The organism is Ascidiimonas aurantiaca (assembly GCF_037646345.1).
Lineage (GTDB): Bacteria > Bacteroidota > Bacteroidia > Flavobacteriales > Flavobacteriaceae > Ascidiimonas > Ascidiimonas aurantiaca.
This window is the reverse complement of the sequence record NZ_JBBEWR010000007.1, coordinates 56,225-69,833: the sequence shown is the minus strand read 5'-3', so window position 1 is coordinate 69,833 and position 13,609 is coordinate 56,225. Positions and strand designations below refer to the sequence as shown.

At 38.9% G+C, this 13,609-nt stretch carries 14 protein-coding genes; 11 read left to right on the top strand and 3 right to left on the bottom strand.

Translation table 11 applies throughout. From position 1 onward, the window contains the following. Positions 1–104: 104 nt before the first annotated feature. From WAO84_RS09105 to WAO84_RS09090, 4 genes are read left to right on the top strand one after another with little or no spacing between them, the layout of a single operon-like run. Positions 105–713, top strand: a complete 609-nt coding sequence (locus tag WAO84_RS09105; protein WP_340065263.1) for an LUD domain-containing protein — start codon at positions 105–107, stop codon at positions 711–713. Position 714: 1 nt separating this feature from the next. Then, entirely contained in the window at positions 715–1,530 is an 816-nt protein-coding gene (locus WAO84_RS09100) for a phosphatidate cytidylyltransferase (RefSeq protein WP_340065262.1), read from the top strand. After that, entirely contained in the window at positions 1,520–2,167 is a 648-nt protein-coding gene (locus WAO84_RS09095) for a phosphatidylserine decarboxylase family protein (protein ID WP_340065261.1), read from the top strand. Before WAO84_RS09100 ends, WAO84_RS09095 begins: the two co-directional genes overlap by 11 nt. Before the next feature lie 4 nt (positions 2,168–2,171). Then, complete coding sequence (locus tag WAO84_RS09090; protein ID WP_340065259.1) at positions 2,172–2,447, top strand: acyl-CoA-binding domain-containing protein; 276 nt, start codon at positions 2,172–2,174, stop codon at positions 2,445–2,447. Positions 2,448–2,549: 102 nt separating this feature from the next. On the opposite strand, the gene WAO84_RS09085 is transcribed toward WAO84_RS09090, so the two are convergent. Beyond that, positions 2,550–5,186, bottom strand: coding sequence for a valine--tRNA ligase (locus tag WAO84_RS09085; RefSeq protein ID WP_340065258.1), 2,637 nt, complete (start codon positions 5,184–5,186; stop codon positions 2,550–2,552). 130 nt (positions 5,187–5,316) lie between these two features. Between WAO84_RS09085 and WAO84_RS09080 the strand changes: the two genes are divergently transcribed. After that, positions 5,317–5,703, top strand: a complete 387-nt coding sequence (locus WAO84_RS09080; protein WP_340065257.1) for a DUF1573 domain-containing protein — start codon at positions 5,317–5,319, stop codon at positions 5,701–5,703. A 52-nt stretch (positions 5,704–5,755) separates the two neighbouring features. On the opposite strand, the gene WAO84_RS09075 is transcribed toward WAO84_RS09080, so the two are convergent. Next, positions 5,756–7,060 carry a pepsin/retropepsin-like aspartic protease family protein gene (locus WAO84_RS09075; RefSeq protein WP_340065256.1) on the bottom strand — a complete coding sequence of 435 codons (1,305 nt, stop codon included), beginning with the start codon at positions 7,058–7,060 and terminating at the stop codon, positions 5,756–5,758. Positions 7,061–7,273: 213 nt separating this feature from the next. Here WAO84_RS09075 and WAO84_RS09070 point away from each other — a divergent pair, with 213 nt between their 5' ends. Genes WAO84_RS09070 through lspA form a run of 3 tightly spaced genes read left to right on the top strand, consistent with a single transcriptional unit; the run spans position 7,274 to position 10,015 of the window. After that, positions 7,274–8,473, top strand: a complete 1,200-nt coding sequence (locus tag WAO84_RS09070; protein ID WP_340065255.1) for a pyridoxal phosphate-dependent aminotransferase — start codon at positions 7,274–7,276, stop codon at positions 8,471–8,473. Further along, positions 8,470–9,486, top strand: coding sequence for a UDP-N-acetylmuramate dehydrogenase (gene murB / locus WAO84_RS09065; RefSeq protein ID WP_340065254.1), 1,017 nt, complete (start codon positions 8,470–8,472; stop codon positions 9,484–9,486). Before WAO84_RS09070 ends, murB begins: the two co-directional genes overlap by 4 nt. 7 nt (positions 9,487–9,493) lie before the next feature. Further along, complete coding sequence (gene lspA / locus WAO84_RS09060; RefSeq protein WP_340065253.1) at positions 9,494–10,015, top strand: signal peptidase II; 522 nt, start codon at positions 9,494–9,496, stop codon at positions 10,013–10,015. A 14-nt stretch (positions 10,016–10,029) separates the two neighbouring features. On the opposite strand, the gene WAO84_RS09055 is transcribed toward lspA, so the two are convergent. Then, the gene (locus WAO84_RS09055; protein WP_340065252.1) at positions 10,030–11,406 is read right to left on the bottom strand and encodes an FAD-dependent oxidoreductase; all 1,377 of its coding nucleotides are present in this window, start codon (positions 11,404–11,406) and stop codon (positions 10,030–10,032) included. Between the two features lie 127 nt (positions 11,407–11,533). Here WAO84_RS09055 and WAO84_RS09050 point away from each other — a divergent pair, with 127 nt between their 5' ends. The 3 genes from WAO84_RS09050 to WAO84_RS09040 are packed head-to-tail and all read left to right on the top strand — an operon-like array spanning position 11,534 to position 13,601. After that, a complete protein-coding gene (locus WAO84_RS09050; protein WP_340065250.1) occupies positions 11,534–12,169 on the top strand; it encodes a flavin reductase family protein in 636 nt (211 codons plus the stop codon). Next, complete coding sequence (locus tag WAO84_RS09045; RefSeq protein ID WP_340065249.1) at positions 12,169–12,318, top strand: DUF2256 domain-containing protein; 150 nt, start codon at positions 12,169–12,171, stop codon at positions 12,316–12,318. Before WAO84_RS09050 ends, WAO84_RS09045 begins: the two co-directional genes overlap by 1 nt. Further along, complete coding sequence (locus WAO84_RS09040) at positions 12,288–13,601, top strand: DASH family cryptochrome (RefSeq protein ID WP_340065248.1); 1,314 nt, start codon at positions 12,288–12,290, stop codon at positions 13,599–13,601. Before WAO84_RS09045 ends, WAO84_RS09040 begins: the two co-directional genes overlap by 31 nt. Positions 13,602–13,609: the final 8 nt, after the last annotated feature.

The following is a 13,609-nucleotide window of genomic DNA, read 5'->3' as shown; positions in this document are numbered from 1 at the left end:
TGTATTTTATGGAGGCAACGCCTTGAAAATGTAAAAATTTCACTAGTTTAGTGTTTATTTTATCGCAATTTCAAACTAATGTTAGCATTGGTCCCAAATTCTAAATGAATTTATTCAAAAGAATCTTCGGCTCGAAAAAAAACAAAGACACTACTGGTAGAGGCCATGTAGCACGTGGTAAATATATGCCGGAAATCAGGCTACCCGTAGATGAAAAGTTTACGATAAACTTCAAGAAAAACGGAGGTAAGTTTATCTACTGTGAATCTATTGAAGAAATTGCAGACGCCTTTCAAAACATCTTAAAAGAAAATACCTGGAAAAACAGCTCTGTGTATTGCTTGGATCAAGATCTCAGGAATAAATTTAAGAGCTTTAACCTTTCTTTTTCCAACAACAGCCGGAGTGCCACCTTTTTCCTTTCAGGCTGTGAAAACCTGGTAGCCGATGTAGGGGGTATTCTTGTGAGTTCTAATCAGATTGGAGAACAAAAGCTTAATGAACTGCCCGATAATTTTGTAGTATTGGCCACTACCAGCCAGTTAATTGATACGATAGGTGAAGGGTTAAGGCGCATTAAAAATGAAAGCGGAAAAAGAATACCTACCAACATTACCACCATAAAGCACTTTAACACTATAGACGAAAAAGATTTTCTTTCCTACGGAAGTAGTTCAAAAAACTTATATTTGCTCCTATTGGAAGATCTGTAGAATGAAAGAACTTTTCAAGCGATCAATTACCGGGATACTATACGTTTTCTTGTTGCTGTCAGCAGCCATTTTGAATACTGAAGCTTTTAACTTTTTATTCCTGGTATTCGGGCTGGCCTGTCTCTACGAGTTTAAAAAACTTATTAAGCTGAGTGGTTATTATATTTTCCTAGCCTTTCTTGGGTTGTGGTGGTTGTTTCTATATCTTATTGAAGATTACACCCAAAAAAAAGAGCTGGCACTTATACTCCTTGTCACTACACTGGCCGCCAATATTTTTCTCATAGGTGAGCTTTTTCAAAACCGCAGACTTAAGTATTCAAACATGGCCCGATTTGCCATTAGTCTTTTTTATATAGGGAACGGATTCATTTTTCTTACCATGATCCCATATTACGAATACCATTTTGCTAAATTTTTAATTATTGGTATTTTTATTTTGATCTGGGTAAATGACTCTTTTGCCTTTTTAATAGGAAAAACGTTTGGAAAGCGCAAACTCTTCCCTTCAGTATCTCCCAAAAAAACTATTGAAGGATTTGCCGGAGGATTTCTTTTTGCACTCATCGCCTCCCTTATACTGGCCGAGTATGGTGACGATCTTTCGAGATGGCAGTGGCTTCTGCTCACCACGGTAGTAGTAGTTACAGGTACTTTAGGAGATCTGGTAGAATCTAAATTTAAACGCTTGGCAGGTGTAAAAGACAGTGGGGCCATCCTACCGGGCCATGGCGGACTCCTGGATCGTTTGGATAGTCTTATATTTGCAGCACCTTTTGCCTACTTAACACTTCAAGTTTTTAGTTATGTTTCATAAAGAAGGACATAAAATTATTCTGATCACATTTTTTCTGGTTGCTGCGTTAGCACTTACAGCAACTTTTTATATCAATATCCCCTGGCTTCGTTTAACCGTGCAACTGGCGGCACTCATTTTTCTTGTGCTTATTTTACAGTTCTTCAGAAACCCTAAACGCCAGACACCTGTAAATAATGAACACGTCATTGCTCCGGTAGATGGGAAAGTAGTTGTTATTGAAGAAGTGGAAGATCCCGAGTATTTTAAAGATAAGCGTATTCAGGTTTCCATTTTTATGTCTCCGGTTAACGTTCATGTAACCCGTTATCCCGTTAGTGGCACCATAACCTATAGCAAATACCACCCCGGAAAATATCTGGTAGCCTGGCATCCCAAAGCTTCGACCGAAAATGAGCGTACTACCGTAGTAGTTGCCAATCCCATATACGGGAAAGTACTCTACCGGCAAATAGCAGGGGCACTGGCCAAACGTATTGTGAACTACGCAAAAGAAAATGAGGAAGTAGTGCAAGGTGCTGATAGCGGATTTATAAAATTTGGTAGCAGAGTAGATGTTTTGTTACCCGTTGATGCTAAAGTAGCTGTCACATTAAACCAGAAAGTAAAAGGTGGCATTGATATTATCGCAAAGTGAAGTCATGAATGAAGATGCACTGGATAAAGCTTTTAAAGAAGCTGTTGAAGCCGTAAACAGGTACACCGATCCGCTTCCCGCTGATGTACTTCTGCGTATGTATGCCTATTTTAAAATAGCCAATAAAAACTTCGCCAATCCGGGAAGTAGAAAGCCCCTTATCAATGCTTTTAAAACCAATGCCCTTTTTCAGGCAAGGAATGTATCTGAAACCGATGCCAAGAAAAACTATATAGCGCTTGTAAAAAAGTATATTTTAGATTCTAAGGACAAAAAATAACCTGAAATATCTCTGATTTACAGGGTACACATCCTAAAAAGTTTCAGTTCGTTTTTTTAGATCACCTTATAAAAACCCTTATTACCCGGGCTTAAACATGTATTAGGCACCTTCCAACCCGGCAAGGCTCTCTTTCAAGGTTTCTATTTTGGCCAAAGCATCTGCTTCTTTCTGTTTTTCAATAGCTACCACCTTCTCCGGAGCGTTGTTTACAAAACGTTCATTTGACAGCTTTGCCTGCACTGACTTTAGGAAACCTTCGGTATAAGAGAGTTCTTCGCGTATTTTTTTAGCCTCATCCTCTACATTCACACTTCCGGTAACCGGAACAAAATATTCGTTTGAGCGTACTCTAAAAGATAATGCACCCGAAGGTTTCTCATGAATTTCTTTCATATCGGAAAGGTTTCCCAATTTTTTAATGATACTGTCAAAATTACCCGTAGTTTCCTCATTGTACAATACGAGTAAAGAGAGTGTGTCTTTGAATGGAATGTTTTTATCCTTTCGTATAGTACGAACTCCTGATATTACTTCAGAGGCTGTTACAAAGCCTTCCAATATTGAAGTATCATACGGCTGAAACTCGGGCCACGCAGAAACGATCAAGGCATTTTCAGGTGACCTTGACTCTATATATTGCCATATTTCCTCAGTGAGGAAAGGCATAAACGGATGTAACAATTTAAGGTTCCCTTCAAAAAGCTTTATTGCTGACTTATATGTAACGGCATCTATTGGCTTCCCATAGGCCGGTTTTATAATTTCCAGGAACCAGGAGCAAAAATCGTCCCATACCAGCTTATACGTGGTCATTAATGCATTAGAAATTCGGTATTTACCAAAATCATTTTCAATACTCTCAAATGCCTGCATAAATCTCGATTCATACCAGGCAATAGCCATACGGGAAGCTTCCGGTTGTGCTATTTCGGAAGATATATTCCATGTTTTTACCAATCTGAAGGCATTCCATATCTTATTGCTAAAAGCTCCTCCCTGCTTGCAAAGCTCTTCATCAAACATAAGATCGTTCCCTGCAGGTGAACTTAACAGCATACCTACCCTCACCCCATCGGCACCATACGAGGCTATTAGATCCAAAGGGTCCGGAGAGTTCCCCAATTGCTTTGACATTTTTCTTCTGAGCTTGTCTCTTACTATTCCAGTAAGATATACATTGGAAAAGGGTTTTTCTCCCCTATACTCATAACCTGCAATGATCATTCTGGCTACCCAAAAGAATAAGATCTCGGGAGCAGTTACCAGGTCATTTGTTGGATAATAGTAGTTTACCTCTTTATTATCAGGTTCCAGTATCCCATTAAAAACACTTATGGGCCATAACCACGAGGAGAACCAGGTATCTAAAGCATCAACGTCCTGGGTAAGTGCTTCGGGAGCAAGTGTCTGGTTTCCTGTTTTTTTACGAGCCTTTACCAGTGCTTCTTCGGCAGTTTCGGCTACCACAAAATCATCCTTACCCGAACCGTAATAATATGCGGGTATCTGGTGTCCCCACCACAATTGCCGCGATATGTTCCAGTCCCGAACGTTCTCCATCCAGTGGTTGTAGGTATTCACAAACTTATCAGGAACCAGTTGTACATCCCCTTTTGTTACTGCATCCAGTGCCGGTTGCGCCAATTCTTTCATTTTTAAAAACCACTGATCGGAAAGTCTGGGTTCTATTACGGCTTTGGTGCGTTCTGAGGTGCCTATTTTATTGGTGTGTTCTTCGGTTTTTACAAGGAATCCCTTCTCCTTAAGTTCATTTACCATCTCTTTTCGAACAATAAAACGGTCTTTTCCCTGGTAATGCAGGCCATTTTCATTTAAAGTCGCATCTTCATTAAAAATATCAATTACCTCCAATTGATGTTTATCTCCCAGTGTTTTATCATTCACATCGTGTGCCGGTGTTATTTTTAAACAACCGGTTCCAAACTCCATATCTACATAAGTATCCTCAATAATGGGAATACTCCTGCCAGCAATGGGGACCAACGCTCTTTTACCCTTTAAATGCGTATATCGCTCATCTTCGGGATGGATACAAATAGCCGTATCCCCTAAAATGGTTTCCGGCCGTGTGGTAGCAATTATTACTTTTTCATCACTACCTTCTATAGAGTAAGCTATATGATACAAAAAGCCCTGTCTTTCTTCATATATGACTTCTTCATCAGAAAGCGTGGTTTTTGCCTCGGGATCCCAGTTCACCATTCTGTAGCCTCTGTAAATAAGACCTTTTTCATATAAATCAACAAATACCCTGATCACTGAACGCGACATATCGTCATCCATAGTAAACTTGGTACGTTCCCAATCACAGGAACATCCCAGCTTTTTAAGTTGCTCAAGAATGATCCCTCCATGTTTATGGGTCCATTCCCAAGCGTGTTTCAAAAATTCTTCGCGGGTAAGATCTGCTTTGTCTATACCTTCACTCTTTAGTTTTGCAACTACTTTGGCTTCGGTAGCGATTGACGCATGGTCTGTGCCAGGTACCCAACAGGTATTATATCCTTTTAACCGCGCTCTTCGTATTAATACATCCTGAATAGTATTGTTCAACATATGCCCCATATGAAGGACACCGGTTACATTGGGAGGTGGAATTACTATGGTATAGGGTTCTCTTTCATCAGGTTCTGAGTGAAAATACCCTTGTTTCATCCAGTAATTATACCATTTGTCTTCTACAGCAGCAGCATTATATTTGGAAGGAATATCCATAGTTTGGTCTGGTTTTTGTAAATGTGAATGCAAAAGTAGCCATATCCCTAAAAATTTGAAAGGAATACGGTTTATTTTGAATGTTGAACAAAAATTAGTTATTTTACATTTCATTATAAAATTAAAAACCATGAAAAGAATTGTCACATTAGCCCTCTTTATCATAACGGGTATGGCCCTAAATGCCCAGGATAAAGTTGCTAAGATTGAGTTTAAAGAAAGTACAATAGACTATGGTGAGGTAGCCAAAGGAAGTGATGGGATCAGGGTATTTGAATTCACAAATACCGGTAATGCCCCTTTGGTAATTTCCAATGTATCTTCCAGTTGCGGATGTACCATACCTAAAAAGCCTGAAAAACCTATTCAGCCAGGTGAAAATGGCACCATAGAAGTAAAGTATGACACTAATAGAGTAGGCCCTATACGTAAAACTATTACTGTAATGTCTAATGCTGAAACACCTACTATAGCATTAAAGATAAAAGGGAAAGTCCTGGACCCCAATGGAAAATAAGCCTATTGCACAGAAAAAATTTTGAATAAAAAAACCGGCTATGCCGGTTTTTTTATAATACTTTTTTAAGCTGAAAATAAAAATTGAGTTTTTTTCCGCCCCGGTCCACTTTGATTTTCACACGCTGACCTTCTTTTCTATTGATCATTTCTACAATCTCATGTAAAGAATACCTGTGTGCCTGTTTGCCGTTTACAGATAAAATGACATCTCCGGTTCTAAGGCCTGATATAGCTGCAGGACTGGATTCCCTTATTTCTGCTATTTCAAAGGAAGGATATAACATAAGCCTGAACCGATCTCCCAGAAGCACCTGTACACCACTGCTGGTGTTACTGGTATTGGATTCGCTTAATGTTCTTGTGGTACCAAAGCTGGAGCCCAGCTCTCTTACATACCGTAAACCGTTATGCTGAAGCTCAATACCACTCATGTTGTATTTAAAAGGCTCATTAAAGTTTCCGTTCTTACGCAACGTGAGTTTTTTTCCCTTATAATCAAAAGTAACATGAAAACGCTTAAGCATCTCAGAACCCAGACTACCGTTACGTCCTTTCAGATTTCGCAAATATTTTATAGAAAGGGAGTCAGGAAAAGCAACTTTTGCATTTTTAAGATGGAAATCGGCCAGGCTAAAACGATTTACACGCGAACGTTTTCCAAAGATACTGCCGCTTAATCCCCTCCCCAGAAAATCGCGAAAACTCTTTTCGGGGATCTCTATACTTTTTGTTTCATTGGGAAACAACCAAAGGGCATCACTGCTTCCGGAATCTACAAGTAGTTTTACACGAGTTTCTTTTTTCCCTTCAAGTGCCACAGAACCCACTATGTAAGGTTTATTATTTACAAGTTCAAGATCAAACTCACGACATTTTTTACATTTTTTCTCTTTGTAATTTGTCCTTTCATAAAATCGTATTTTATGGGAAATGTAATTTATATCTACAATAAAATCCCGAAACAGGTCAAAACCTATAATACCGTGAACAGGAAATCCCAGCCTTGGCGAAAAATTGAGTTCCTGATCCATTATTACATAAATGTCCTGTAATGAATTGGTAATATTCTTAACCCTGAATTCATTGCCACGCGAAATATAAGCTTTGGTGGCCTCTCCCCTGCCTAACCCTCTCAGGTAGATTTCTTTAATATTACGCATTTGCAATGAATCATTCTCAGAGATGTTAAAGAGAATAGGTTTGTTAACTCCTGAATCCAGTAAAAAAGATAATTCAACACCATTTACTTCGACAGGAATAATAATAAGATTATTGATGAATTTAAAGCGAATGGTCTCTTTCACCTGGCCTTGGGGCATTTTAAAAACCGACTGCCCCGTCACTATAACGGGCATTAGCAGCGCTACAAGGCAATATGTAAGCAGGGCCTTCAATGAAAGTAATGTGTATTAAAAGTAAATTATTCTCGGGATGGTCAGTTATGTTAAAATAACAAAAAAAATTATTTAACAAATACATTTTAACAGTTTTTAACGCCGAAAGCTGCTAAAACATATTCAAAAAATCTAAAATATATTTCGCAAATTTGCAAAGCAAAAAAAGATTCTATGCCAGCAATTTCCAATAAAGGCACTAAGATGCCTGCTTCCCCCATAAGAAAATTGGTTCCTTATGCTGAGGAAGCCAAGAGAAAAGGTGTTAAAGTATTCCATTTAAACATTGGGCAACCTGATATAAAAACTCCGGAAGTTGCTTTAAACGCCATAAAAAATAATACTCTTACCGTGTTAGAGTATAGCCGAAGCGAAGGTTCTGAAGCTTATCGTGAAAAGCTAGCTCAATATTACCGCAAAAATAATATAGAAATCAATGCTCAGGACATTATAGTGACCACAGGAGGTTCTGAAGCGCTGCTCTTTGCTATGGGTACTATTGCAGACGATGGAGACGAGATCATTATTCCAGAGCCATTTTATGCCAACTACAATGGTTTTGCCACAGCATCAGGCGTAAAAGTAGTTCCAGTAATATCAAAAATACAAGATAACTTTGCGCTGCCTCCCATAGAAGCATTTGAAAAACTCATAACGCCCCGTACCAAAGCCATTTTGATATGTAACCCGGGAAACCCAACCGGATACCTGTATTCAAAGGAAGAAATACATAAGTTAGCAGCTATCGTAAAAAAACACGATCTCTTTCTTATTGCAGATGAAGTGTATCGTGAATTTGCCTACGATGGTAAAGATCACTATTCGGTATTACAGGAACCTGGTCTGGAAGAAAACGCAATAATGATTGATTCGGTCTCAAAACGCTATAGTATGTGTGGTGCACGGATTGGCTGTTTGGTTTCCCGAAATAAAAAAGTAATTGCTACAGCTTTAAAATTTGCACAGGCAAGATTATCGCCTCCCACTTTTGCACAGATAGCCAGCGAAGCTGCACTGGAAACCCCACAAAGTTATTTTGATGATGTAATTGAAGAGTATGTAGAACGCAGAGATACGCTTATACACGAACTGAGCAAAATTGAAGGAGTTACTGTAGCAAAACCGCAGGGTGCTTTTTACTGTATTGCCGAGCTTCCCGTTCAAAATGCAGACGATTTTGCACAATGGATGCTCGAGAGCTTTCATCTAAATGGTGAAACAGTGATGATGGCTCCGGCAGCGGGGTTCTATTCAACTTCCGGCATCGGACTCAACCAGGTTCGCATTGCATATGTTCTTAAAAAAGAAGATCTTGTTACATCTGCAAGGATTCTTAGCGAGGGCTTAAAAGCCTATAATTTGCAGAAAGGTTGAACATACAAAAAAAAATATCTCTAAAACCCTATAATACCTTTGGCATTGATGTAAAGGCGCGGTATTTTGTTGAAGTAAACACAGTAGATGATCTTATCAGGGTATTACAACTACCCGGTTATCCTAAAAAGTTTATATTGGGCGGAGGCAGCAACCTTTTGCTTACCAAAGATCTCGATGCGCTGGTTATTCATCTTAACATCAAGGGTAAAAAAATTAATAAAGAAAATACTCATCACGTGCTCGTACAAGTGTATGCGGGTGAAAACTGGCATGATTTTGTTTTATGGACCCTGGCACAGGATTACGGAGGACTGGAAAACCTTTCCCTGATCCCGGGAAATACCGGTGCTGCTCCTATTCAGAACATTGGTGCCTATGGGGTAGAATTAAAAAACGTTTTTCATTCCTGTGAGGCAGTACATATACACACCGGAGAAAAACAGGAATACAATCTTGAGGATTGTAAGTTTGGGTATAGAGATTCTATTTTCAAAAATGCTTTAAAAAACAAGGTCGTAGTTACTTCCATGACCGTAAAACTTTCAAAAAACAAGCATATTTTAAACACAAATTATGGGGCAATTGAAAGTAAATTACATGAATTAGGCATTACGAATCCGGATATACGCGACGTATCAAAAGCAGTTATCGCCATAAGGCAAAGTAAATTACCGGATCCGCAAATTTTAGGAAACAGTGGTAGTTTCTTCAAGAACCCTGTTATTGAAAAATCTCATTTTGAAGCGTTACAAGTAAAACATCCCAAAATACCAGGATATCCCACAGCCAACACCTCTAAAATAAAAGTACCTGCCGGATGGCTCATTGAGCAATGCGGTTTAAAAGGAAAACGCTTTGGAGATGCCGGAGTACATGAAAAACAGGCATTAGTGTTAGTTAATCATGCGAATGCTACCGGAAAAGAAATACTTACATTAGCCAATCACATACAGAAAGTAGTAAAGCAGCAATTTCAAATTGCCATTGAACCGGAAGTAAATATTATGTGAAGCTTATATGAACCTTACTATGGCAACATCCCGGTTTTTTTTAGTGATTGTAGTAATTGTCAATCTGCTTTGTGATCAAATATCAAAAGCTGTTGTGCGACAGGAGCTTGAAATGAATGAATATATTGAACTGGTTGGAAAAAATGTGATCTTAACACGCGTTGAGAATACCGGTGCTTTTTTGGGGTTTGGCAGTACATTCCCTCCTGTTATTAAAAGCTTTCTCTTTCTTATAATACCTGCTTTTATCTTGCTTTTTATTTTGGGATATCTCATTTTTAAAAAACAATTGAACCTCAATGTTGGTCTGGCACTGGCATTTATTACCGGAGGCGGTTTAGGCAATGTGTACGACCGTATTTTTAAAGAGGGGGTTACTGATTTCCTGTATGTGGATATCTGGATATTTGAAACGGGGATCTTTAATCTTGCTGATGTATCAGTAACCGCAGGCACACTGTATCTCCTGTTTTACAATCTCAGGTACCGTATGCCACAAGATGAAAAGAAAAAATCCTCCTCTAATTAAAAAAACACGATAACTTAAGTGTTACTCTTAAGCTTGTTTTTTCGGCCGGTGGTCTCCAGTAGTTTCACTATAAGCTGTTCTACATTTTCACTTTGCCAGTTTTGTGAGATATTTTCCAGTTTCATTACCTCATCCATAATGGCGGCCTGACGGTCTCCTTCTTCCAAAGCTTCGGCATAGGGGCGATCTGAAAAAGTTACCCTACTGTATAAAGGCACCCATTTATCAGGGTGTTTTTCAGAGAACCATTTTTCTATTTTCTTTCGCAGCAGGAAATCTTCGTCAGCCGTCTTACTGCTCATTTCCATAAAGTTTCGGTAGCTCAATTCGGCAATAGCATCGGCATTGGGTTTTCTAAGCGTTTCGTAGTTCTTAAAAATAGCTTCCCAGTCATTTCCATACCTATCCATAAGTTCATGTAGTACGGTAATATCTTCAAACCCCGCATTCATACCATGTCCGTAAAACGGTACAATTGCATGAGCAGCGTCACCTATCAAGGCTACTTTGTTCCAGTACGTCCATGGAAAACACTTAATAGTAACCAGCGTACTTGTTGGGTTTTTAAAGAAGTCTTTTACCAAATTAGGAATATCATCGGTAACTATTGGAAAGTGTTTTTCAAAAAACACTTTCACCTTCTCTTCAGTATCCAGTTCATCAAAAGAATTTTCACCCTCAAAAGGCATGAAAAGAGTACAGGTAAAGCTACCGTCAGTATTGGGAAGTGCCACCAGCATAAACCGCCCTCTAGGCCAAATATGTAATGAATTTTTTTCCAGTTTGTGGCTTCCGTCTGCATTTGGCGGTATAGTTAACTCTTTATAACCTGCATCAAGAAATTCCTGAGAGTAGTCAAAACGACTGCGACGCTGCATTTTATGTCGTATTCTTGAAAAAGCCCCATCCGCACCAAAGACCAGATCAAATTTTTGAGCTTTCCAATCTGATTTTTCTGAATCTCCTGTAAATAAGGTTGCGGTAGGAAGATCAATATCCCAAACTTTAGATTCAAAAAGAAACTCTACACCCGCTGTTTCAGCCAGATCTATCATCTTTTTGTTCAGTGCTCCTCTTGATATGGAGTAAATAGCCTCTCCTTCTTTACCGTAATTCTGAAAATACAGGGGTTTACCAACTATATGAATCCCTCTTTTATTCATTGGGATCGCCATTTCTCTAATAGTATCGCCAATACCAATAGCATCCATCGCTTTCCAGCCACGTAAAGACACTGCCAGGTTAATAGACCTTCCCGAAAACTGAATGTTTCTAATATCCGGCCTTCGATCGAACACCGTTACCCGGTGGCCTTTTTTCACAAGATAAATACCCAGTAGTGAACCTACCAGACCACTGCCCACAATGGCAATTCTTTTGGAATTTTGCATAGAATAGGATAAAATAGTTTCAGTGATACTAAAACTGTACAAATGTACTAATTTAAACGAACTTTATCTTTTAGTAAACTTTCTAATTGTTCAAAGTTTTATTATTTTTATTAAACAAAACAAACAAATGAATATACATTATACTCAGGAAGAAATTAAACAGATGGACAGAATATTTCGTCTTAATCTTATTAACAGTTGTGCAGGCTACAAACCGGCCAATCTCATAGCTACCGCATCAACCGAAAAAAACACCAATGTAGCTGTATTTAACAGTGTGATGCACATAGGCAGCAATCCGCCATTATTAGGTTTTCTGATGCGCCCGCTCACCGTACCCCGGGACACCTATAAAAACATAAAGGAAACCGGCTATTTCACAGTAAATCATATCGTTTCTCATATGGTAGAAGATGCACATCATAGTTCTGCCAGTTATCCCGAAGGCGTATCAGAATTTAATAAAACCAAACTGGAAGAGATATATCTCGATACATTTCCTGCTCCTTACGTAAAAGACAGTCCGGTAAAAATAGGCTGTCGATACGTAAATGAATATGTAATTAAAGAAAATGAAACCCGTCTTATTATAGGTCAGATCGAGCATTTGTATATAGAAGAAAAATTGCTCACCACAGAAGGCTCTCTTAAGTTGGATGAAGCAAAAGTGGTGGCTATAACAGGGCTGGACACCTATTCGGAAGTTCAACTGCTGCAACGTTTTGCATACGCAAGACCAGATCAGGAAACAAAAACTTACTAATGCGGGGGGTCAGGAAATCTCACTTACCTTCACGAATTTGTAAAACCTGTAAACGTTCGTTCACATGGAGAAAAAAATGGGAACTAAACTGGGAAGAAGTTCTCTATTGTAGTAAGAAATGCAAAAACAACAAGAAAGTACCGCTTTAGTATGGTTTCGTAATGATCTTCGAATCTGCGATCAGCAATCACTCGCTTTAGCCTGTAGTAATCACAAAAAGGTACTAGCCGTGTATTGTTTTGACCCAAGACATTACCAAACAACCATATACGGCTTTAAAAAGACCGAGAGGTACAGAGCAGCATTCCTTATCCAAACCGTGAAAGAACTTCAAAACTCACTGAAAAAACACAACATATCACTCATAGTAGCTCATGACACCCCCGAACATACAATCTCTGCCCTTATAAAAGAGTATAATATCACCGCTGTATATTCTCAAAAAGAGTGGACTTTTGAAGAAACCCGTATAGATGTGTCCTTACAGGAAAACAACCCCCGGGTAAAATGGATAGCATCTTACGATCAATTCCTTTTTCATCCTGATGATATTCCTTATGAAAGCATAACCGCTATTCCTAAGGTTTTTACGACTTTTCGAAAAAAATGTGAAAAACAAACACAGGTACGTCCTCCTATACCTCCTATTTCGGTAATGCCCCTGGAAAACCTTTTAAAACAGAATACCCCCATCCCTACTCTTGAAAGCTTAAGCCTTAAGGACTTTGAAAAAGATACTCGTACGGCATTTCCCTTTTTAGGGGGAGAACATAAGGCCAGGCAACGCATAGATCATTATTTCTGGCAAACGAAAAAACTACAGGTTTATAAAAAAACAAGAAACGGGCTTTTAGGCACAGAGTACAGTTCTAAGCTTTCTCCCTGGCTTGCCAATGGCAGTATTTCTGCAAGAACAGTCTATAGCGAAATCAAAAAATTTGAAACCCAAATCGCAAAAAACCAGGATACTTATTGGTTATACTTTGAGCTGATATGGCGAGACTATTTTAAATATATATCCCTAAAATACGGTAATGCTATTTTCAAAATACATGGAATACTTTATAAGAAATATGAGTGGAAGGACCACCACCCTACTTTTCTTAAATGGGTACAGGGTAAAACCGCCGATACTTTTGTAAATGCCAACATGAAAGAACTGGCACAAACCGGCTGGATGAGTAATCGTGGAAGGCAGAACGTGGCAAGCTACCTGGCTAAAGAACTGCACGAAGACTGGCGTAAAGGGGCAGCTTACTTTGAGAGTATGCTTCTTGATTATGATGTTCATAGCAATTGGGGTAACTGGATGTATGTAAGCGGGGTAGGCAACGACCCCAGAGATCGAAAGTTCAATACCAAAAGACAGGCAGAAAGATATGACCCGCATGGAAAATTCCAAAGATTATGGCTCCAGGAAAAGTTGTTTTAAACTAATTT